Origin of the sequence: Allomuricauda sp. R78024, from assembly GCF_044596045.1 — a bacterium.
Classification (GTDB): Bacteria; Bacteroidota; Bacteroidia; order Flavobacteriales; family Flavobacteriaceae; genus Flagellimonas.
This window is the reverse complement of the sequence record NZ_CP138995.1, coordinates 1,091,408-1,114,801: the sequence shown is the minus strand read 5'-3', so window position 1 is coordinate 1,114,801 and position 23,394 is coordinate 1,091,408. Positions and strand designations below refer to the sequence as shown.

Genomic DNA, 23,394 nt, shown 5'->3' with positions numbered 1-23,394 from the left:
TACTAAGGGAATGGTTATCTTACCCCCTATTTTGATGAAATGAGAAGAATCTACTGGATTTTCTTTAGTGCTATTTTACTAGGTGTTGGTTGTTCTAAAAACAGCTCAGAAAGCTTTTTTAAAAAACAACCTGCATCACATACTGGTATAACTTTCAAAAACGAGCTCAAGGATACCCCAGAACTCAATATTCTTACTTATCTCTACTACTATAATGGTGCAGGAGTTGCCGCTGGTGATTTTAATAATGACAACTTAGTTGATCTATATTTTACATCAAACCAAGGAGCGGATAAACTTTATATAAACAAAGGGGGTTTTAAGTTTGAAGATATCACAGAAGCTGCCAACATTAACAATAGTGACGGATGGACAACGGGTGTAACCCATGTTGACATTAACAACGATGGCCTATTGGACATCTATATATGCAAGGTTGGAAATTACAAAACAATCCAAGGAAAGAATCTACTATACGTAAATCAAGGTGTTGATGAAAACGGAATCTCCAGCTTTAAAGAAGAAGCATCTAAATACAATCTAGATTTCTCTGGATTCTCAACACAAGCAGCATTTTTTGATTATGATATAGATGGGGATTTAGATATGTACCTGCTCAATCATTCCGTAAATCCAAATAGATCATACGGTAAGGGAATAAAGAGAAAACAAATAGACTCTCTTTCAGGCGATGTTTTGTATAGAAATGACAACGGAAATTTTGTTGATGTTTCAGCTGAAGCTGGAATTTTTCAGGGTGGCATTGGATATGGTCTAGGGCTTGGTGTTAGTGATATTAACAATGATGGCTATCCAGATATTTATGTGGGGAACGATTTTTTTGAAAACGACTACCTCTACATCAACCAAAAGAATGGAACTTTTAAAGAGGTTATTTCTGAAGATCAGACCAAGTTGGGGCACACCTCCCATTTTTCCATGGGTAATGACATTGCTGATATTAACAATGATGGTTTAACGGACATAATTTCTTTGGATATGCTACCGGAGAATTTAGAGACCTATAAAACTTCGGGATTGGAATATGCTTTTCCGGTATATCAACAATACTTGAAAAACGGTTTTGCCCCGCAATACATGCAAAACACCCTACACCTTAATTTAGGGAATACAAATTTTAGTGAAATAGCTAATTTGAGTGGTATTTCCGCTTCGGAATGGTCCTGGGGGCCTCTTTTTGCTGATTTTGATAACGATGGTCATAAAGATATATTCATTTCTAATGGAATAAAGGGCGCAACCAATGACATGGACTTTATCAGTTTTATAGCCAATGATAAAATTCAGAAGCAAATTGAAGAGGGAATGTCAGAAAAGGAAATGGCTTTTATCAATGAACTGCCAGAAAAAAAAGTTGCCAATTATTTCTTTAAGAATAATGGCAATCTGACATTTAAAAATGTCACTGATTCTTGGTCCAACAAAGAGAATTCATTCAGCAATGGTTGTGTCTATGCAGATTTGGACAATGATGGGGATTTGGATTTGGTAGTCAATAATGTTAATGACGAGGCTTTTATTCTTGAAAATACTCTTGATTCAAAACCAAATTACAACTCAATCCAAGTAACTTTTAAAGGAAACAAAGAAAATACATTTGGTATAGGCGCTAAACTTATTGCAAATACCACAAACGGAACTTTAGCTCAAGAAAACTATGTGAGCAGAGGGTATTTATCTGCTGTCCCCAATACTCTCCATTTGGGAATTGGCAAAGATTCCATTTTAGCATCACTTACAGTTATTTGGCCCACTGGAAAATACCAAAAACTTGAATCTGTCAACTCAGGCAGACTAGAAGTTGAAGAAAAGAACGCAAGTGGTAATTTTTATGCCGAAAGGAATAATGCTAAGCCTTCAATATTTATTCAAAGAGACAGCCTGGTTTCTTTTGTTCATAAGGAGCAACCCACCTATGACTTTGACAGAGACCCATTGGCCCCTTTTGCCAATACAAATGAAGGCCCTTCAATCTTGGTAGCTGATGTAAACAATGATGACCTACAAGATATTTTTATTTCAGGGGCAAAGGCACAGGCATCTAGACTTTATATCCAGACTATTGAAGGCACGTTTATAGAAGAACAAGAGGATGTTTTTTCAGCAGATGCATTCAATGAGGACGTTTCACATGTGTTTTTTGATGCCAACGGCGATGACTTTCAAGACTTGGTGGTAGTAAGTGCGGGCAATGAATTTAAATCCTCTAACAGAATACAACCAAGGTTTTACCTAAATCAAAATGGAACATTTTTAAAAGATCCCGAAGCATTTAAAGGAGTTGAGTTAAATGCTTCTAAAGTTACAACAGTAGATTTTGATGGAGATGGCCATACGGACATCTGTATTACTTCCGATCAAGTTCCTCAGCAATTTGGAACTATCGCAACACAATATTTATTTAAAAATAATGGGGAGGGTGTTTTTGAAGATGTCACTTCTAGTATTTGTCCTAGTTTCAAATCCATAGGTAATGTAAAGGATATAATTTGGTCAGATTTGGATGGTAATGGGTTTAAAGACCTTGTTGCACTTGGTGATTGGATGCCCATCTCTATTTTTATGAATGATGGCAAAAAAATGGAATTGATTTCAAATAATGGTTTGGACAAAACCCATGGTTTTTGGAATTCCATTATTGCCGAAGATTTTGACAATGATGGGGATTTGGACTTGGTAGCAGGGAACTGGGGCAATAACAGCAAACTAAAAGCATCCGTAGAAAACCCGATTACCCTATACAGTCACGATTTTGATGATAACGGTTCCATAGAACCTTTGGTCACTTATTTCTATAATGAAAAAGAAACCCCTTTCGCCTCCAAAGATGAACTGGTAAAACAAATGCCTTTTTTAAACAAGAAGTTCCTTTCTTATGAAAGTTTTGCAAAAGCCTCACTAGAAGATCTCTTTGGCTCTGAGAACCTTAAAAATGCACAGCAGAAAAAAGTTTACGAGCTTTCTAGCTGTTATTTTGAAAACACTGGGGATATCACCTTCAAAAAAATTAAATTGCCCAGTATGGCACAGGTTTCAACAATCAATGACATCATTGTAGATGACTTTGACAAGGATGGCCATAAAGACATTCTTGCCGTTGGCAATAACTATGAAATTAGCACTCAACTGGGTAGGATGGATGCATCACATGGCATACTTTTGCGTTTTGGGGAAAATGGTTTTCAATGGGTAAACAATGTAGGAGTTAACATCCCTGGTCCGGCTAGGAGCATCAAAAAAATTATGATTAACAAAAGGGAATATTATGTCGTTGGCATTAACGATTCCACCCCTTTGTTTTTAGAAAAAATTCAAAATGAATAAATGTATTTCTTTATCACTCCTCTTCCTGCTTGTTTTAGGCTGTGGAAAAAAAGAAGGTGAGCTTTTCTCAAATCCATCTACTGAAGATACTGGGGTTTCTTTTACCAATACCCTGACGGAATCAGATGACTTAAACATTTTGGACTATCTCTATTTTTATAATGGTGGTGGAGTAGCTATTGGCGATATCAATAATGATGGCTTGCCAGATATTTTCTTTTCAGGAAATCAGGTAAAAAACGCATTGTACCTAAACAAAGGTGGACTAAAATTTGAAGATATTTCAGAAAGTGCAGGTATTCAAGGGAAAAGTACATGGAATACAGGTACAGTAATGGGAGACGTAAACGGCGATGGTCTTCTGGATATTTATGTATGCGCTGTAGTTGGAATCAATGGTTTTGAAGGACATAACGAGTTATTCATCAATAATGGCCCTTCGGCAGGCTCAGGACAGGTCAACTTTACAGAAAGTGCTGCAAAATATGGATTGGATTTTGACTCGTACAGTTCTTCTGCTGCTTTCCTGGACTATGACCTTGATGGGGATTTGGACCTTTACTTATTAAACCATGCAGTGCATACTCAAGAGTCATTCGGCAGAGTTGATCTACGCTATACAAGGAATTTTGAAACAGGAGATAAACTACTCAGGAACGATGGAGGAAAATTTATCGAAGTTAGCGAGGAAGCAGGCATTTATGGTGGAATAAATGGATATGGGTTGGGTATAGCTGTTTCCGACTTTAACCTAGATGGTTATCCGGACCTTTATATTGGGAATGACTTTCATGAAGACGATTATTACTATTTAAATAATGGTGATGGAACGTTTAACGAAAGTCTTAGGAAACACTTTGGACATACGAGCAGGTTCTCCATGGGGAGTGATGTTGCAGATATTAATCATGATGGCTTACCAGATTTAATTTCTTTGGATATGCTTCCAGAAGATGAAATCCCGTTAAAATCTTCAGAAGGGGATGATAATATTCAAGTTCAACGACTTCGGATTGAGCGTTACGGGTATCATTATCAGTTTACAAGAAATATGCTTTATGTTAACCAACCCAGCGGTAATTATCTAGAGACCGCATTACTTAGTGGAATTGCTGCAACGGACTGGAGTTGGAGCGCATTATTTGGAGATTATGACCAAGACGGAGAACAAGATTTGTTTGTTTCCAACGGAATTCCAAAACGTCCAAATGATTTAGATTATATCCGTTTTATTTCTAACGAACAGATTCAAAAGAAACTTGATAATACTAAATTAGTAGACCAAGAAGCACTTGATTTGATGCCTTCTGGAGCCATAAATAATGTTGTATTTAAGGGAAGTACAAATCTCCAGTTTGAAAATAAATCTGACAATTGGATTACCAAAGACACCTTAATATCGGGAGCTACCGCTTATGGAGATTTGGATAACGATGGAGATTTAGATTTAGTCACCAATAACATAAACGCACCAGCCACTATTTATGTTAATAAGACCAATACAAGTGCAAACTACCTAAAGATTCAACCAAAGTTCAAAGCAAAGAACCCTTTTGGTATTGGAACAAAAGTTTATTCCTATCATAAAGGCATTTTACAATATAAAGAACTCTATACTAGTCGAGGGTTTCAATCAAGTTCCGAGCCTTTAATACACTTTGGGTACGGAACTACCCAAAAGGTTGATTCAATAAAAATTGTTTGGCCAGATAAATCATATCAAACTCTTAGAGATATTGCCACAAATCAAACCTTAGAGATAAAACCAGATAATACAAAGCTATTTAATTATCAATCAATAAAACCTAAAACCAAACCTCTTTTCAAAAAAGTGGATGATAATTTAGGGATAGATTTTACACATATAGAGGATAATCATATCGACTTTAATAGAGAGAAACTTATCCCTTATCGTGTATCTGATTTAGGTCCGGCAATCGCTGTAGGAGATTTGAATGGAGATGGCAAAGAAGATGTATTCTTTGGAGGATCAAAGTTCTTTCCTTCCAAAATCTATGTGCAACAGGATACATCATTTGTGGAGCAAAAATTTCTTGAGCTACAAAAAGATTCGGTCAAGGAAGATGTAGTTGCACTAATAAAAGATTTTAATGGAGATGGGAAGGATGACATATTTATGGGTTCAGGCGGGGCAGATTTCTCTGGAAAAGCTAAACCTTTATCAGATAGTTATTTTGTTAAAACGGATTCTGGTTTTGTAAAATCCAATCTGCCAGATTTCTTTGAAAATGCTTCAGTAGTTAAAGCAAATGATTATGATAATGATGGTGACTTAGATCTTTTTGTGGGTGCTAATACCGTTACATCGAAATTCGGGGAGATTCCCAATTCATTCATACTGATAAATGAAGGTGGTAGTTTTTCAATACTAGAAAATGCCCCATTCCAAAATGGCGGAATGGTCACAGATGCCGTTTGGACGGACTTTGATAATGATGGATCGGATGATTTAATCTTAGTGGGAGGGTGGATGGCTCCAAGATTCTATAAAAATTCCAATGGTAATTTTAGTGAAGTTGACCTTTTAGACAGTTCTTTAAAAGGGCTTTGGCAAGCTATTCAACCTTTTGATATAGATTCCGACGGAGATATGGATTACTTGCTTGGCAACTGGGGTTCAAACTCAAAATTTAGCGCATCTGAAAATGCTCCGATGAAAATGTTCTTCTCTGATTTTGATGAAAATGGAAGTACGGAGACCATCGTTGCCACGCAAAAAAATGGACAATACTATCCTATTTTAGGTCTAGATGAATTATCTGGACAACTTGTTTTTCTCAGAAAAAAATTCAATACCTATAAAGAGTTTGCAGGTAAAACTATAGAGCAACTTTTTGACAAGACAATCCTTGACAAAGCAAAAGTTTTAGAGGCTCATGAACTGCGTTCTGGCTATTTGAAGAATATGGGTGATAAATTCACTTTTGTACCCTTTAAATCAGAGCTGCAGGTTTCTCCAATTAAATCCTTTTTATCCCATGATTTTGATGGCGATTCCAAAAACGAGGTATTAGTAGCTGGAAACTACTTTGGGGTTACACCTTTTCAGGGAAGATTCGATTCTTTTCTAGGAGCATTGATAACTAATGAAAATGATATAATTTTGGGTGATAGATTGGGCTTGGAACTTACCCAGAAATCAATAAGACACCTAAACATAGTTACAATCAATAATGTAACTTATCTTTTAGTAACGCTTAATAACGATAAACCCCAAGTATATAGGGTACAGAATTAAAACTATTTAATGATGAAAGGACAAATCGGCTTACTACTTCTATTCGCTATGTTTCTTTTTTCTTGCACAGAAGAAAGTCAACCCATTACTATTACTCCTGAAGATTTTCACGGCTCAGTTGATAAGGTAACGGAAGTAATGATACATGATATCTTTTCGCCCCCCGTGGCAAGTAGAATATTTGCTTATCCAAATATTGCCGCCTACGAAATTTTGGCCTCACAAGAAAATGAATACCTATCGTTGGCCAATCAAGTTAGGGGATTAAAGGCCATTCCCACCCCTAAAGATGGAGAAGTAATCAATCATGAATTGGCTGCATTAATCGCGCACATAGAGTTAAGCAAACGCCTTATTTTTTCTGAAGATCGAATCGAAGCCTATCGCGATAGTCTTTATACTATTTGGGAGGGCAAAAACACAAAAGAATTCAATAGCTCAAAGACCTATGGACTGGAAGTTGCCGAGCATATTGCAAAATGGATGAATGGGGATAATTACAACCAAACCCGAACCATGCCAAAGTTTACCGTTGACACCGATAATCCATCAAGATGGCAACCTACACCACCAGCATACATGGCGGGCATTGAGCCACATTGGAACAAAATAAGACCTTTCGTTATAGATTCCGCCAGTCAGTTTAAACCCTCTCCTCCTCCTCCATTTTCTATGGAAGAAGATTCTGATTTCTTTAAAGAGCTAAAAGAGGTCTATGACATCAGCAATCAAATAACTTCTGCTGGGGATGATTCAGAAGAAGTTGAGATTGCCCAATTTTGGGATTGCAATCCTTATGTATCTGTAACTAGGGGCCACTTAATGTTCGCAACCAAAAAAATTACCCCTGGAGCGCATTGGATTGGTATTACAAAAATTGCAAGTAGAAAATCCAATGCCGACGTAAACAAAACTGTTTACGCTTATACCAAAGCATCCATTGCCATGGTCGATGCTTTTATAAGTTGCTGGGATGAAAAATACAGAAGTAACCTAATACGACCAGAAACCCTTATTAATGAGCATATTGATGAAAATTGGGTGCCCATTCTACAAACACCTCCATTTCCAGAATATACCAGTGGTCATAGCGTAGTGTCGGGCGCAGCGGCAACTACACTTACCGATATTTTTGGAGACGATTTTGCTTTTGACGATGACACCGAAGTGCCTTACGGATTACCTGTGCGTTCTTTCACTTCATTTAAGCAAGCAGCTGATGAAGCTGCCATAAGTAGAATGTATGGTGGAATCCATTACCGTAAAGCTGTAAATGTTGGGGTAAAACAAGGACGTGATTTAGGTAAATTTGTGGTGGATAACCTTAAAATGATTCAATGATTCAATGATTCAATAATTCTTTAACCTAAAATTTAATTTGAGTACTGATGAAACGAAAAATTTCTTTGGTAATAGTTTCTATTCTTATTGCTTTTCTGGGGTGGTACCTTTTTGTAAAACCCAATGATTATCTAATAACATTTAAGGCCAATACTTTTCCTGGTGCAATTAATCAAACTATAAAAAGTTGGGATAAACGAATGCAATCCAATGTTTCATTAGAACAGGATGGGCTATTGAATATTAAACAGCAATTAAAATTTAATGATACCATAGTCCAATATGATTGGGAAATAATTCCTATTACAGATTCTACCTCAAAAATTAAGGTAAGAGTCAAGGATTTAAACAATAGTTTCATGAATAAACTCATGATTCCTTTTACCTCAACGGTCATAGAAAAACGCTCCAAAAAAAATCTTGTCAACTTTAATCAGGTTTTAAACAATCATGTTAAAAACTTCAAGGTCAGTGTAGTTGGAGAGGACGAGTTAAAGTCTACTTTTTGTGCATATTTGACCGTCAAAGGACTCCAATCTGAAAAAGCATTTGGCATGATGCGAGACCATCCTTTTTTAAGCGGATTTGTAAAGCAAAACAACCTTAAACTAAACGGTTCTCCTTTTACTGAAATTACCAAATGGAACGTTCAGAATGACAGTATTGAATATAATTTTTGTTATCCCATAATAAAATCAGACACACTGCCGGTGAATAATGAGATAAAATATAAAGATTTTGAAGGTACTAAGGCTCTAAAAGCTATTTATAATGGAAACTACATAACCTCTGACCGTGCTTGGTATAAGCTTTTGGATTATGCTCAAAAGAACAATATTGAAGTTGTGAAAACTCCTGTTGAAATTTTTTACGATAACCCAAGCATCGGAGGGAATGAACTAGAATGGAAAGCAGAAATATTTATGCCAATTAAAGAATCTAAATGAATAAACTGACTATTTTCCTAGTATTTGTATTCCTTCAAGGATGTGCCCAAAAACCTTACTATGGGGACTTAACGTACTTGGGGAAACTTCCTTCAAAACTCAGTGAGATATCTGGAATTGTTTCTATCAATAATACCACGGTTTGGGCAATAGAAGACAATGGAAATAAAGATCATTTATATGCCATAAATCTTGAAGCAAATCTAGTCAAGGAATTCAAGGTAGAAAATGCTAAAAACCATGATTGGGAGGATTTGGCCAAAGACGAAAAAGGGAATCTCTACATAGGGAATTTTGGAAATAACGCCAACGACCGAAAGAACCTTTCAATCTATAAAACACCAAATCCTGAAAATGAAACTGGTAAAAAAATAAAAGCGGAAAAAATTACCTTTCATTACCCAGAGCAAAAGAAGTTTCCGCCAAAAAAGTCAAAATTGATGTTTGATTGTGAGGCGTTCTTTTACAAAAACAACTTTCTATATCTCATCACAAAAAATAGAACTAAGCCCTATACGGGAAAGGCTTTTATTTATAAAATTCCTGCTGTTGTTGGCTCTCATGAAGCAACATTAATAGGAGAATTCACTGCCTGCACGGACCAACAGTTCTGTTCCGTCACTGGAGCTGATATCTCTCCCGATGGAAAAAAGGTTGTATTACTGGGCTCTGGTTTTATATGGTTGTTTACCGATTTTAGTTCGGATGATTTTACAAAAGGTACTCTGCGCACCATAGATGTAAAGCACAGAACCCAACAAGAATCCATTTGCTTTATTGACAATAACACACTTTTAATAGCAGATGAACAGTCTAAAACCAAAGGTCGGAATTTATATTCCTACAAGATTGATTAAAACCCAAAGCCTACTCCAAAAGCAAATCGTGGACCATCCGAACTATTAAAAAATCCAAAATTTGCTGAGAGCAAATCAGCTCCATTCAGGAAAAATCCTCCACCATAGGAATTGTGCCACTTGTCCGAAGAATCTCCCGGGAACCAAACTCTACCATAATCAAACCCTCCAAAGATTCCAGGGGTTACAGGCAACACCCCCGTTTTACGCTTTCTAAAACTATATCGTAAATCTGTATTTTGATAGTAGGCCGTTTTCCCTGTAAACCGTTGGAAACGGAATCCTCTTAAACCATCATTTGCACCAATACTGGCTCCTTGATAAAATTCAAAATCATCTCCAATATTAAAGTGTCCTTTTATTTTTGTGGCCAAAACCAATCTGCCATCAGAACAAATTTTATGATCTAGGGACAAGCTAGGCACTATAAATCCAAACGCCCTACCTGAATCACTCAAATTCGTTTTATACCCTCCATGCAAAGAAAAGCTCATTCCCATGGTCGGAAAAGCTTCATTGTCCGTATTGGAGTAACTGTATTCCGCATCTACTCCAAAAAAATCCTGCTGGGTATCTCGTCCTACATCGGTAAAGAATCCCTCGATAAAACGCCCTTCTGTTTCTTCTACATCATAGTTTTCATAAGAAACACCCAAACGTACTTTTGATCCTAAATAACCTCTCCAAACCAGAGATGGTGCAAAAGCAATGGTTCTAATTTTTACTCGATTAAAATCTAGCTCAAGAACCTCTTCATCATCATTGTTCACGGTTTCATTTCCAAAATCAAAGAAATTAATACTAAAATTTGGACTGGTAAACTTAGCCTTCAATTCTAAATTTACATTTTCAAAAACATTGGCAAACTCTCCATTGTACGCTAAATCAAATCCATTTGTAGCAAAATAATAAGCTGCATTGAATGTATGTTGCTGGGTAAAAGGATTCTGTCTAAATCCATTAAACGTATAGGTGTCGGTAAGCCCAATTCTAAATCCATCATCTGGATTAAACCCAAGAGACGGTAACAATTGATTATTGCTGGCCTTTACTTTTAGAAACTCATAGGTATTGGTGTCGTAGTCATTTACCTCGTGAACTACACCTCCAAAGGCTTCATCATAGGTGTTCTTTTTTGTTTTAAAATCATAGACGTGTACCTTTTTAGATTTCTCAGCTATTTTGTATTCATCATTGTTTTGTCCCCCTACTATTCTAACTTTTATTTTAGAGGTTTGTGTATTCACCTCAAAAACATCGTCATCGTCCAATCCATATACCCAAACTTCTTTAGTGAATTCCGGAGCATAATTCTTTTCAAAAAATAAATCCTTTTTCTTTCCATTCTTTATTCGATACCCTCTAACGTCCAAACTTCCATTTTTCAATGAATTGATAACGAAGTGATCATCCTTATCCGTACCTGTAACTACGCTATATTTATTTATTATATTAAAGTACTCTTTTGCCGTATTGACAAGATTTTGCTTTCTTTTTAATAGTATCGTTTTAAAATTGGAAACAGTCTCATCATTAACTTCTTTTGGAAAAGCGGAGAACGAATCATCAATTACTGATTCATCTATTTTTTCCTGAATTAACATTGCCTGTTCTATCCATAAGTTCCTATCAGTCTCAGATAGCAATGCCATATCCAAAGCGAACGTTCTTGGTGATCCATTAAACCCTTTTACACTGCGTATTTCTTCATTAAATCCTTCAAAAATTCGTAAAGAAGGAACCGTTCTTGATGCAAACGACATCAACGCACCATCTCCCCAAATAGAAAAGGCTTGATCTCTATCTCTTGGAAAAGGCTTAAAAACATTATTCCCAGATTCATCTTCAAACTCTGCCCAACGCCATTGATCTACATGACGATCCCAGTCACCAATCAACATATCAAACAAACGAGCTTTTACATACGCTTTTTTATCAATGCTATACTCTTCATCCTCCCTCAACTTATTGATTAGGTCATATGTACTTTCTATCTTATTGGAATACCCAAAACTCGCCAGCTCTCCATGCCCTTCAGATACATGCTCCTCAATCATATACAGTCCATCTCCAAAATCGTTATTGTAGTCACCAAGTGTATTTTGTTTGGGTATGTAATACAACTTTGGGTTTGTATGGTAGATTCCCACAGCGTCCGAAAGTGGACCAAGTGCGAACGGCGCATATGGGTGAGCACCGGTATAAAAGTCCATCAGCAGTTTCTCTGTATAAGAACCTTCAAATTCTCCTATAATATATTGTTCCTGGAAGGCGATTGCCTGTAGATATCGTTCTGCACTTTTTCTAAGTGCGCGCATTACAAACTGCCTCCCATCTTTGTGTTGGAGTCTTAATGAGTTGGACTGGTTTCCACCACCCTTTCTTACTACGCTTAGGCCTCCAAATAAAGTGTCTAGGCGTACTGTTGGTGCCTTTACCTTAGTAGCATAGTATTTTCTATAACGATCTCCCCAAAGCCATTTGTAAAAACCACTTCTATCTATCTCTTCATCTGTATAGATCGATGCTTCCATTTCCGCAGGAAACGTATCACTATAATCACTGCTTATCTTCTTTTTATTTGAAGCCAACACTTCTGAACTATATAGTAAACCTTCAACTCCATTATCATCGAGGCCATAAAAATCCACTCCTGAAGAACCATCTTTGTATACTTTTAAAATGGCATACCCCATTTGACCTGAAGAAAATTTACTTCCGTTGAGTAGACGGGTATAACCTTTATTGGCTCCAGACCCACTAACTATCTGAGGTATATTTTCCTCTACTATATATTGAAGTGAATGTTCGTGTCCAGAAGTGAAAATGACTTTTTCTGAATATTGCGCTAAGGTGATCAACCGATTCTTTAAGTGGTTATACATTTTGTTTTGTAAATCTGTAATTGAAGCGCCAGAAGTTTTTCTAAGAAGATTACCTATTGTACCCAAAATAGGTATGGGAACATTCCCTCCCACAGGAAAAATATGTTCTTTAAATGAAAACTGCCCACCATGGGAACCATAGGTAAACGCTGGATGATGCATGGCAATGATTATGGTTTTATCCAAATTCTTTTTGATCAATCCTTCCAATTCTTCAAAGAATCTTCCTCTATCCTTTATTTCACAATCATCGTTCATAGTTGGATGTTTGTCCCAATTGGTCAAATACCATTCTGTATCAATGGCTATTACAACTATATTATCACTTATCTTAATCTTTTCTATGGGGCATCCATTGTCCGGAAAAAATACCTCCTTGCTGTCCAAAGCTTTTTGAATGTACTTTTCCTCTCTTTCCAATCCGTCAAGCCCCATACTGTACCAATCATGATTACCGGGAATAAACACAGTTTTTCCTTTAAATTCTTTTACTGTACTTAGTTGGGCATCCAAATGGTTTTTTGCCAACTCGTGACCAGAAGGGTCATCCTCTCTGTTCGGGAATCCTGCTGGATAGATATTGTCCCCTAAAAAAATAGCAGTACTGTTCTTGTCTGCATTTCTCAATTTAGATTTAAATATTTTAAGAGCAGGGTTTAAATCGCCTACCGGGGATTTTCCCGCATCACCAATTAAATAAAAGGTGTGTTCCACTTCTTTAGCGTTCAAAGTTTTGCTGTTATTGAACGGGACAGTATATTTTGCCTCATAGGTGGCACAACTAGATACAATGGCCAATAAAAGGATAACTAAGTAATGTTTTTTCATATGACTGAAGTTGATTCCAAAATTTTGTATTTTGGAGAATTCAAAGTACTATATATGTCGGAAATTGTTGAAAAAGCTGAACGTTTTGTATCTGAAATTCTGGAAAATAAACTTGATCCAAATTTTTTATACCACAATTTGCGCCATACCCAGCGTGTCGTTAAAAGTACTAAAGAATTACTCAATTTCTATAATCTTGGAGAAACAGAAAGTGAAAAACTCATACTGGCTGCTTGGTTCCACGATACGGGCTATACTAAAAGCATAGAAAATCATGAAGAAGCCAGTTGTGAAATTGCTGCTGAGTTTCTTAAAGAAAATAGTTATAACGCTACTGATATTGAAAAGATTTGCAACTGTATCATGGCAACAAAAAGATACCATGAGCCGAGCAATCTTCATCAGGAAATTATCAGGGACGCCGATGCTTCACACTTTGCTCAAAAGAGTTACTGGGAAACAACAGATTATTTGAAAGAAGAACTGCAAGAGCTTGGAATAGCTAAATATACCAGCAAACAATGGAGAGATGAAAATATAAAGATGTTCCGAACTGAGCATCAGTATTATACTGATTACGCTAAAGAAAACTGGGATGAAGCGAAAGAACGTAACCTAAAACAATTGGTCAAGGAAAAGAAGACTGAAAAGGAAATTGCCAAAAAGGAAGCGTTGAAAGCAAAATACAAAAGTGAAAGTCCCGATCGCGGTATACAGACACTTTTTAGGGTTACCCTAAAAAATCATTTGACACTAAGTGATATTGCCGACACCAAGGCCAATATTCTATTATCAGTAAATGCAATCATAATTTCGGTGGCATTATCTAACCTAATCCCAAAATTAGATAATCCATCCAATGCCTACCTTATTTATCCTACCTTGATTTTTATTACGTTTAGTGTTATCTCAATGGTTCTTGCAGTTTTAGCCACAAGACCTAATGTCACAAGTGGACAATTCACAAAAGATGATGTAAAAAACAAAAAAGTAAATCTCCTATTCTTTGGCAATTTTCATAAAATGAGTCTAGAGGATTATGAATGGGCCATTCAGGAGTTGGTAAAGGACAACCAGTATATTTACTCATCACTGACCAAAGACCTATATTTTTTAGGTCTTGTACTTAATAGGAAATATAAAATTCTACGACTTACTTACACTATTTTTATTATAGGCATAGTAATATCCGTAGTGGCATTCGGAATTGCTTTTCGATTTTTTGGGCCAGATAGAATGAGTTTTTAGCTAAGACTTTAACTCTTCCATTAAATCTTCATAGGTATATGTGCGTTCAGATTTTGTATCCTTAGTGTACAAAATTTCGGCCCTAATTGCTTTAAGCCCAGTAACTCCCTGAAGGCCTTCAAGTTCTACAACTTCTATATTATTGGTGAAGTAGCCTTTTGCCTTTAGGAATCTTATATAGCGCATATATTCCTTTTCATCTTTTCTTTGGGAATATACAATGGCCAACTTGCCTTTTTGGGTCAATCTTTCGTTGGTGCCTTTTATATAAGACTTGTCAATACGTTTTTTAATGATTTCATATCTCGCATTATATGTGCCGTCTACATCAAATCGCTTTTCATCCATTCTAAAACGAATCGCCAAAGAAGTGCTATAAACCAAAATCAAAGAGGCTACATCCAGTTTAACCGGTAGCTTAGATTTTAATGCGTAATATTTGTTCTCCATATCGCACATGACCTGAAGCTGCCACAATCTTAGGTTGCTTAAATAAAGTGGATCAAAATTTCTGTCATTGGCTATAGAACTGCCAATGTACATATTGTGCTCTACCCCATCCGTTTTATAGCGTTCAAAATAATGCGGAAACATTTTTTGAGCGTCTATCTGTTTTTTGTCCAATAAAGATGCTAACTGCATATTGGCCTCCATTACGCTATTGTCATAATTACGACGATGATCGTAATAAGACTCCGTGGTAGGGTCTATCTGTGCTTCGTAATTCTCAATGAAATTCTTTAGTTCTTTATTTTCCCGTTTTAAATGCCTGAAAACGGGCGTTATTTCTTCTTTTACAAAATCAAAGATTGCCTGTTCAGTATGGGTGTAAAGTGCTTCCTTAACTTCTTCCAGATAGGTGTCAACCCTAAACATCAATTCCTCATATATGGGAAGCTCGTATTTTTTTATAGCTTCCTGAAGTACTCCATTGATTTCAGAAAGCTGAATCATCAAGTCTCTCTGAATTGAAAGGTTACGCTCCTTTGAGGAATCTTTGATATCTATCTGACCATAAAGTGGATATACATCCTTAAAAACGATTTCTTTAAAAACGGGTTGGTTTCCCACAAGTTCATCGGCCATGAAACGCTTTGCCTCCTCTTGGAATTTCCAGTAAACGGAAGAATGTACCGTTGTGCATTCATGCTGGATTATAGCATCCACCAAGTTCTCCTCTTCTTCTATTGATCTTAGCACAGCAGAAACAATGTAAGGCATTACATCGTCTAACTTGTTTGCATTTACGCTGTTCAATTCGTTTACTGTATTAGAAACCAATTCCAATACACCCAAAAGATTGCCATTGTCAGCTATAGGAGCAAGTATTACACTTTTTATGCCTTGTTCATGTAAATTCTTGTAAGGTTGCTGTGCCCCTCCAGATTTTTCAAAATATTTTTCAACGTTGGAAATAGCAAAATAAGTGTTCTCCCCAAACAACTTGCCATAAGAATATCCGCAAAGCATATCATCACAGGGCTCCATCTCTTTTCCTTTGAGAATATAGCTTTCTATTCCCTTACCATAAATCTTTAAAAAGCGATTTGCATGATTATCATAGCCAGTAAAACCTACCTTAATCTTTTTAAGGTTGAACAATGACCGGAAGGTGTCCTGAAAACTGTCCATAAAGTTCTCCGTCCCTCTCTTGTTACTGCCTATAAGTGTGGACTTAATTTCAGAAATGGAATGTTCCGCCGTTACATCAAACATATTGGAGATTACAAAACCTTTGGATATAAAACTGTTTGGTGGAATCTTCTCCTTCCAAAGTTCAACATTCTCAAAATTCTCTAAAAGTTCATCAACATCACTTTGACTAAGTTCCTTTGATTTTTCAGTCGGTATTATTTCCATAAAATCTGCATTGTACAGTATTCTATAGTGGCGCATAACACCATTTGTGTCTGGAATATCATAAAATAATGGACGCCTAAAGTCCATATTAAAACCGTAGTAAAAATTTAACACCACGGTACATTTCATGATGTAATTTATATCCATTGGAAGGTTACGGATTTCCAATTCAAAACCTTCACCCGCATTTTTAAGAATATCCTGAAAACGTTCTGAGGAATTGAAAACTAAGTTTTCAAAAGGGGTAGAAGCCGTTTTAATTTCATTTTTTGTAAGAACCGGAGCAAAAGTATCAGCAAGGATGATACTGATTACATCCTTGTGTTTCTTTAACAACTTAACATCATTAAAGCCCTCCCTCAACTCTGGAAAAGGAGCTTGGGCCTCCAAAACGTACTTCGCCCTGTTAGCAAGAAATTTATCTTTGCTTTTCAATTGCTCGTCATAATGTTCCAATAGTTTATTGAAACTTACAAATTGCAACATAGGACTTTCAGCATTGTAATTCTCCTTCATACGCGGATTAGTCGAGGTTTAGCCCGTAAAGTTACAAAAAGAAAAAATGCACAGTTGTTAAGGGAATCTTTATGGATTTGTCCGCATTTTTTGGATATTTAGTGAAATTTCTTGAATGTCCTCCCATACTCGGTTAGACCGCGCTTACCAAAATGCCAAGATTATCCCTTTTGATGACAGGGATAAGTTTATACTTTTTAGTGACTGTCATAGGGGAGATAATAGCTTTGCTGATGATTTTGCCAACAACCGGAACATCTATTTTCATGCACTGAACTATTATTATCGTGAGGGTTTTAGCTATTGCGAGCTCGGTGACGGGGATGAGTTATGGGAAAATATCAGTTTTGAGTCCATATTTGAAGCACATAAGAATGTTTTTCAATTGTTACGGAAGTTTCATCTCGAAAATAGATTACATATGTTATGGGGTAACCATGATATGGTTTATAGGGATAAGTCCTATGTGGACAAACATTTATCAAGCTATTTTGAGCCTATAGATGACTCGGATAAGGAACTTTTTGAAGGAATAACCTACCACGAAGCATTAATTCTCAAGCACAAGGAAACACAGCAGGAACTGTTTTGTACTCATGGCCATCAAGCGGATTGGTGGAACTATGTTTGCTGGCGTATAGGCCGTTTTTTGGTTCGGGTCCTTTGGAAGCCTTTACAAGTTGTTGGCATTGCAGACCCTACAAGTCCTGCAAAAAACTACAAAGAGCTCATTAGAATTGAAAGGCGTATTAAACGTTGGATTTTAAAAAACAACTTAAAGATTACAATTGCAGGACATACGCATCGTCCTCGTTTTCCTGAACCGGGACAGATTCCCTTTTTTAATGATGGTAGCTGTGTACACCCCAGAAGTATTACCGGACTGGAAATTGAAGGCGGTAATATTTCTTTGATCAAATGGCAGATCGCCACAAAACCAGATGGCACCCTTCAAATAGTAAGAATATTATTGGAAGGTCCTGAAAAATTGGTGGATTACATAGATAAATAACTATGGAAAGTGTGCAATATATACTTGATCAAATTCCTATCAGACATAACCTTGCATCTCATTTAATGTTTCTTGGTGTCGTTCAAGGTATTTTTTTAAGCTTTGTTATTCTTTTTCGCTCAAAAAAGGAATCTGCTACGGTTCTTTTTGGGTGGGCCTTGTTAATACAGTGTTTAGTCTTTGCGGACACGTATTTATGCTACACAGGATTAATAAGATATATCCTGCATTTTAACGATTCTACTGAAGTCTTTGTCCTTTTGATTGCCCCGACCATTTATTTCTTCATTTATGCCTTGCTTGAAAGAAAACCGATTACTTTTAAAAAACATTGGCCCCATTTTTTGCTTCCACTATTGTATGGGCTATCACAAACCAACTATTATTTGGCACCTATTGAGGTAAAGCTAAATGCTTATTTAGGAGCCTATTATGATAATTTAGGGTATCTATCCGTTCCAGACTCCTTCAGCTATTCTTTTCAAAAGGTAAAGGATGAGTTTAGGTGGATGATTCTATTCAGTCTTCTTTTTTATATCATTCTGGCCACTAGACTGGTTTTCAAAGCAAAGAGCAAGAAGACGTTCTCGTCTAAAAATATAAAAGTCGACAAATACGCTTTTTCAAGAAACACAGTTGTCATTTTTAGTTGTCTTTTAATATTTATATTTCTGATTTTCCTCAACTACGATGATGATGGGGGAGATCATTATATTGGAATTCTACAAACCATAATAACCTTTACAACTTCATTTTTCATTATTTCAGAATCTAGGTTTTTTGAAAAATCCTGGATTGCCGATAAATACGAAACACTTACCTCCGGCTCAATTCTATTTGATGATATTGAAAAATGTATTTCCGAAGATGACCGCTTTCTAAACGAAAAAATGTCTTTAAAGGATTTAGCGGAAAGGCTTAATTCCAACACAAATCTTGTTTCCAAACTAATCAATTCAGAAACAGGAATGAACTTTAACGATTATCTAAACCAAAAAAGAATCGTTATTGCAAAAGATCGGTTAATTAGTCATAAATATTCCCATTTAACCATTGAAGCCATTGGCCTTTCGGTAGGTTTCAAATCTAAATCGGCCTTTTACACCGCTTTCAGAAAGCATACGAGTACATCACCATCCATGTTCATGAAACAAAAAACGGGTTAAATCGCGTTTTCTTCTCCAGAATTATAATTCAAGACGTTTCAGGGTTTAAAAAACATAAGGTTTTATTCTCAACTTTCCATCTTTGATCAAAATAATTCTAAGATGGAAACAAAAGTTAGACGTTACGATTTAGATTGGTTGCGAGTAATCGTTTTTGGGTTGCTCATTTTCTATCACGTAGGAATGTTTTTTGTGCCATGGGGCTGGCATGTTAAAAACAATGTTATTTATGATTGGTTGCGTTGGCCCATGCTGTTCTTAAACCAATGGCGACTTCCCGTTTTATTTGTTATTTCGGGCATGGGAACATACTATGCGTTGGGTAAAAGAAACATATGGAAATTTAATTTGGAACGTTATCTGCGTTTGGGTATTCCATTAGCAGTGGGCATGTTGCTCATTGTTCCACCTCAAATATATTTTGAACGTGTGACCAACGGACAATTTACAGGTTCTTTCTTGGAGTTTTTTACGACAGTCGCTTTTGATGGAATCTATCCTGAAGGGAATATTAGCTGGCACCATCTTTGGTTTTTGCCGTACCTTTTTCTGTTTTCATTGGTATTGTCCCCAATTCTTGTTTACCTGCGTCAGAATAATACAAAATTCATTAAATGGATTAAAAACTTAATTAAAAGGCCTTCTCGACTTTACGTTTTTGTAATTCCTTTATATCTGTTAGAAACCTTTGTTGAACCTTTTTTTGATGTTACACATGCACTTATTGATGACTGGTTCAACATAAGCTTTAGCATAGTTCTATTTTTCTATGGATTTTTATTGATTGCCACAGGCGAGGTTTTCTGGGAAAGTTTAAAAAGTATTAAGACAAAAGCGCTTAGTATTGGAATCATTGCTTTTTTCAGTCAAGTTTTTATTTGGCTTGTTTTGGAAGATGGCTATGTTGTGCACGCAGTTGAAGCACTGCTGAAAGTAGTAAATATTTGGTCATGGATTCTTGTGCTTTTTGCGTATTCCGCAAAATACTTAAATAGGCCCAGTAAAAAATTGGCTTATGCCAATATAGCAGTATATCCCTTCTATATTTTACACCAGACCATTACCGTTGCAATTGGCTATTATTTAATTAAATTGGATTGGGGATTATTAGCAAAAGCTTCCATTTTGGTGATTGGTACATTTGGTCTTAGTTGGTTGATTTATGATTTAATCATCTTACGGATTCCCTTGTTACACCCTCTGTTTGGCTTAAAACAAAAGAAAGGCGAATCAAATACTGATTGATGATTTAACTTCCTTTTACCAATAAGGTGGCAAGGTATTTGTTAACTTTAAAGCAATGTATCGACCAAGTTGCTATGAAAAAACTTGTTTTTCTACTTGTTAGTCTTGTTTTGGGCATTACCGCTCTGCAAGCTCAGGGGGATATCCCCACTACTCGTCCTCTAAAAGTTGGGGAACGAAATAATCTGGATATAAAGCCTGCCAATCAAGGCACCTCTTTGCGTATCCCTTCGATTATTGATGAGAATTTGACTTCAAAAAACAATAAGCCCGGAGTAAAAATGCTGCCCGATAAAGAGTTGCTGCAAGCGGGTCATGATATGGTCATTGACCCAAAAGTTGGGGAAAAAGAAAAGAAGGGCTCCAAAGAACATTTTGGTGATCAATATTTAGGTGACTTAAAAACTACGGCAAAATTCATAGGAGTTGTTTGTAGAGATCATGAATATGTAGATGGAGATCGAGTCAAAATATATCTTAATGGAGAGGTTGTAGAACATAATATTTTGCTTTCGGGTTCTTTTAAAGGAATCAATATTGATTTAATAAAAGGTTTCAATCGTCTTGATTTTGAAGCACTGAACCAAGGTTCGTCCGGTCCTAATACTGCTCAAGTCGTAATAGCGGATGAAAAAGGTCAAGTTATCCATAACAACCGCTGGAATCTTTCTACAGGCTCAAAAGCAAGTCTTATTGTAATTAAGGAAGAAGAATAATTATTCCCCCGGATTATAGGTTTTCACCGCTCTTTTAAGAACATCCTCTTTGTAGTATGCCGCATCCTTCCAATTCATATTAGAATACATTTGTATTTGATCGTCAAAATGTGGTGAATCAGGATTACCACTTTGGCCACCGGCCAAAATTGTTTTTGCCTTTACTTTTTCTCCAAACTCCACAGCAGCGACAAAGCTGTTGCCCCGAGTACCATAAATTTTCTTGGTTCCGTTATTGTAACGTTCTCCATAGGCAGCCAAAGCGCCCCAACGACCACTAGCAAAACCTATTGGAATACTTGGTTTAGCATCATCAAATGGTTGACGAATATCTCCATTAAGTCTTTGGTAACGATGAACTTCCCCCCAAGGCATTTTCCAAGTTCCAAAATCTGCTTCCAATTGGTCAACTACCTCTTCAAAAAGTGTCAGTTTTTCTTTTTGAGGTGATTCACTGCCCCAATATGTAATTAATTGCATTGGAGTCATCCCATCTGGTCTATTCGCTTTTTTATAGCTTAAGGTCCCATAATAATGCGCCAAGGTCATTGCCACAGATTCTTTTGACGTCTTAAAATTCCAATCCGCCAAAGTATCTATAGCCCCTTGTAATTTTGGATTTCTATCATGATGAGCATAGTAGGCATTTATCAATCCAGGAATCAATGCTTCAAAAGCAGGTAAATATGGATCATGGGCAAGTTCAATAAGACTATCTAATGTGTAGCCACTTTTGTCTTTTAATAAACCAATGGCATGCACACCACGAAAGTTCTCTCGATCTATGGACATGTAATTTGGGTAGTCTTCTTTATTTGGACTAAATTCTAAAGCAGATGTATACGGTGTGGAATTACAATTCTGAATCCAACCATTATCAGGATTCAATACCAGAATGTTCTCGTCCACTGAATGCAAACCTTGCCAATCAGTTTTAGGATTGCTTCCATCAACCGGTTCTCTGTAATTGAAAATAGTATCTCTTTTTGGAATAAAGTTTCCATGGAAATAGGCAATATTACCTTCGGCATCTGCATAGACCGTATTGTTAGAAGAGTTGGTACGGATATCCATCATTTCTCTAAATCCATTATAGCCATCTTTCTTAGTTCGTATATAGGATTGCTCCAATGCTTTTACCGGTTCCCACATCATCGCAGAAGCTGTCCATTGCTTATCTACCGCATGAGTTATTGGTCCGTGATGGGTATGGTGCATGGGAAAGGTTTTTTCTTTGACACCATCACCATCTTTATACTTCAAGGTCACTTCTGATGTTTCTACAGGTCTTAGCTCTTCTCCATATTGATAAAACAAATTATCATCATTTTTCACTATGGTTTCCTTGAACTCGTCCATCACATCTGTATATGTTGAAGTATGCATCCATCCCGTTTTCTCATTAAAACCTTGGTACACAAAAAACTGCCCCCAAGTCACCGCACCATAAGCATTCAAACCTTCTTCGGAAACAACATGTACTTCTCCTCTAAAGTAAAATGAGGTGTGCGGATTTATCAATAACATAGCATTGCCAGATTCCGTTAATTTCCCTGAAATAGCTATTCCATTGGATCCTTGAGGTTCAGCCATTTCCTCTTCCCTTTTCATTTTCAATTCTTCCATTTCTGGAATCTCCAGTCCACTTTCATAGAAAGCTTTTATTTTTCTGACAGAAATTCGTTCTATATCTCCACCTATGGAACCTTCACTAAAATACATGGGCATCCATGGCTCAAACTTGGTCAATAATCTTGGCTTTACTTCTGGGTGGGTATGCAAGTAATAATTAATGCCATCTGCAAAAGCATCGCAAAGTTCTTTTAGCCATTCGGGGCTTTTGTCATAATTGGCCTTTGCTTCTTCTTCACTCATAAAAAGTCTGGCTCTTAAATCGCTGTATAATGCATCTTCGCCTTCAACCTCTGCCAATCTTCCTGTGGCCCAAATATAGTTTTGCTCTACTCGGTTAAAATCATCTTCGCATTGGGCATATAGCAGTCCAAATACAGCATCTGCATCAGTTTTTCCATAAATATGTGGTACCCCAAAATCATCCCTAATAATTGTAATATTTTCAGCTTGGGCCTCCCATTTTTCGACTTCTGTTTGTGGTTTTTCTCCACAAGAAACCATCATTAAAAAAACTAATAACGCTACTGTTCTCAT

13 protein-coding genes are annotated in these 23,394 nt (G+C 36.6%); 10 read left to right on the top strand and 3 right to left on the bottom strand.

What is annotated here, in order from left to right:
- The first annotated feature begins 39 nt into the window (after positions 1-39).
- From SJY44_RS04985 to SJY44_RS04965, 5 genes are read left to right on the top strand one after another with little or no spacing between them, the layout of a single operon-like run.
- The gene (locus SJY44_RS04985; RefSeq protein ID WP_396591510.1) at positions 40-3,345 is read left to right on the top strand and encodes a VCBS repeat-containing protein; all 3,306 of its coding nucleotides are present in this window, start codon (positions 40-42) and stop codon (positions 3,343-3,345) included.
- Complete coding sequence (locus SJY44_RS04980; RefSeq protein WP_396591509.1) at positions 3,338-6,604, top strand: VCBS repeat-containing protein; 3,267 nt, start codon at positions 3,338-3,340, stop codon at positions 6,602-6,604. The genes SJY44_RS04985 and SJY44_RS04980 overlap by 8 nt, the downstream gene beginning before the upstream one ends.
- A 12-nt stretch (positions 6,605-6,616) precedes the next feature.
- Positions 6,617-7,945, top strand: a complete 1,329-nt coding sequence (locus SJY44_RS04975; protein WP_396591508.1) for a vanadium-dependent haloperoxidase — start codon at positions 6,617-6,619, stop codon at positions 7,943-7,945.
- 47 nt (positions 7,946-7,992) lie between these two features.
- Positions 7,993-8,892 carry a GyrI-like domain-containing protein gene (locus SJY44_RS04970; RefSeq protein ID WP_396591507.1) on the top strand — a complete coding sequence of 300 codons (900 nt, stop codon included), beginning with the start codon at positions 7,993-7,995 and terminating at the stop codon, positions 8,890-8,892.
- Positions 8,889-9,749 carry a hypothetical protein gene (locus SJY44_RS04965; protein ID WP_396591506.1) on the top strand — a complete coding sequence of 287 codons (861 nt, stop codon included), beginning with the start codon at positions 8,889-8,891 and terminating at the stop codon, positions 9,747-9,749. The genes SJY44_RS04970 and SJY44_RS04965 overlap by 4 nt, the downstream gene beginning before the upstream one ends.
- Here the strand turns inward: SJY44_RS04965 and SJY44_RS04960 are convergent.
- Positions 9,746-13,462 (bottom strand): metallophosphoesterase, encoded by a 3,717-nt coding sequence (locus SJY44_RS04960; RefSeq protein ID WP_396591505.1) that lies wholly within the window; start codon positions 13,460-13,462, stop codon positions 9,746-9,748. The two genes, SJY44_RS04965 and SJY44_RS04960, sit on opposite strands and share 4 nt — an antisense overlap.
- A gap of 54 nt (positions 13,463-13,516) precedes the next feature.
- Here SJY44_RS04960 and SJY44_RS04955 point away from each other — a divergent pair, with 54 nt between their 5' ends.
- Entirely contained in the window at positions 13,517-14,710 is a 1,194-nt protein-coding gene (locus SJY44_RS04955) for a Pycsar system effector family protein (RefSeq protein ID WP_396592118.1), read from the top strand.
- Here SJY44_RS04955 and SJY44_RS04950 read toward each other — a convergent pair whose 3' ends face one another.
- Positions 14,711-17,086 (bottom strand): GAF domain-containing protein, encoded by a 2,376-nt coding sequence (locus SJY44_RS04950; protein WP_396591504.1) that lies wholly within the window; start codon positions 17,084-17,086, stop codon positions 14,711-14,713.
- Positions 17,087-17,201: 115 nt separating this feature from the next.
- Here SJY44_RS04950 and SJY44_RS04945 point away from each other — a divergent pair, with 115 nt between their 5' ends.
- The 4 genes from SJY44_RS04945 (at position 17,202) to SJY44_RS04930 (ending at position 21,225) form a co-directional block, all read left to right on the top strand.
- The gene (locus tag SJY44_RS04945) at positions 17,202-18,098 is read left to right on the top strand and encodes a metallophosphoesterase (protein ID WP_396591503.1); all 897 of its coding nucleotides are present in this window, start codon (positions 17,202-17,204) and stop codon (positions 18,096-18,098) included.
- An 11-nt stretch (positions 18,099-18,109) separates the two neighbouring features.
- Positions 18,110-19,264 carry a helix-turn-helix domain-containing protein gene (locus tag SJY44_RS04940; RefSeq protein ID WP_396591502.1) on the top strand — a complete coding sequence of 385 codons (1,155 nt, stop codon included), beginning with the start codon at positions 18,110-18,112 and terminating at the stop codon, positions 19,262-19,264.
- 102 nt (positions 19,265-19,366) lie between these two features.
- Positions 19,367-20,509, top strand: coding sequence for an acyltransferase family protein (locus tag SJY44_RS04935; RefSeq protein WP_396591501.1), 1,143 nt, complete (start codon positions 19,367-19,369; stop codon positions 20,507-20,509).
- Between the two features lie 74 nt (positions 20,510-20,583).
- Positions 20,584-21,225: a hypothetical protein gene (locus SJY44_RS04930; RefSeq protein WP_396591500.1), complete on the top strand. Its 642-nt coding sequence runs from the start codon at positions 20,584-20,586 to the stop codon at positions 21,223-21,225.
- On the opposite strand, the gene SJY44_RS04925 is transcribed toward SJY44_RS04930, so the two are convergent.
- Entirely contained in the window at positions 21,226-23,394 is a 2,169-nt protein-coding gene (locus SJY44_RS04925) for an acylase (protein ID WP_396591499.1), read from the bottom strand. It abuts the gene before it with no gap.

Coding starts and splice junctions, on each gene's coding strand:
- SJY44_RS04960 (WP_396591505.1), bottom strand. CDS start 13,462: ATGAAAAAACATTACTTAGTTATCCTTTTATTGGCCATTGTATCTAGT.
- SJY44_RS04930 (WP_396591500.1), top strand. CDS start 20,584: ATGAAAAAACTTGTTTTTCTACTTGTTAGTCTTGTTTTGGGCATTACC.
- SJY44_RS04975 (WP_396591508.1), top strand. CDS start 6,617: ATGAAAGGACAAATCGGCTTACTACTTCTATTCGCTATGTTTCTTTTT.
- SJY44_RS04950 (WP_396591504.1), bottom strand. CDS start 17,086: ATGAAGGAGAATTACAATGCTGAAAGTCCTATGTTGCAATTTGTAAGT.
- SJY44_RS04980 (WP_396591509.1), top strand. CDS start 3,338: ATGAATAAATGTATTTCTTTATCACTCCTCTTCCTGCTTGTTTTAGGC.
- SJY44_RS04965 (WP_396591506.1), top strand. CDS start 8,889: ATGAATAAACTGACTATTTTCCTAGTATTTGTATTCCTTCAAGGATGT.
- SJY44_RS04955 (WP_396592118.1), top strand. CDS start 13,517: ATGTCGGAAATTGTTGAAAAAGCTGAACGTTTTGTATCTGAAATTCTG.
- SJY44_RS04935 (WP_396591501.1), top strand. CDS start 19,367: ATGGAAACAAAAGTTAGACGTTACGATTTAGATTGGTTGCGAGTAATC.
- SJY44_RS04970 (WP_396591507.1), top strand. CDS start 7,993: ATGAAACGAAAAATTTCTTTGGTAATAGTTTCTATTCTTATTGCTTTT.
- SJY44_RS04945 (WP_396591503.1), top strand. CDS start 17,202: ATGTCCTCCCATACTCGGTTAGACCGCGCTTACCAAAATGCCAAGATT.
- SJY44_RS04925 (WP_396591499.1), bottom strand. CDS start 23,394: ATGAGAACAGTAGCGTTATTAGTTTTTTTAATGATGGTTTCTTGTGGA.
- SJY44_RS04985 (WP_396591510.1), top strand. CDS start 40: ATGAGAAGAATCTACTGGATTTTCTTTAGTGCTATTTTACTAGGTGTT.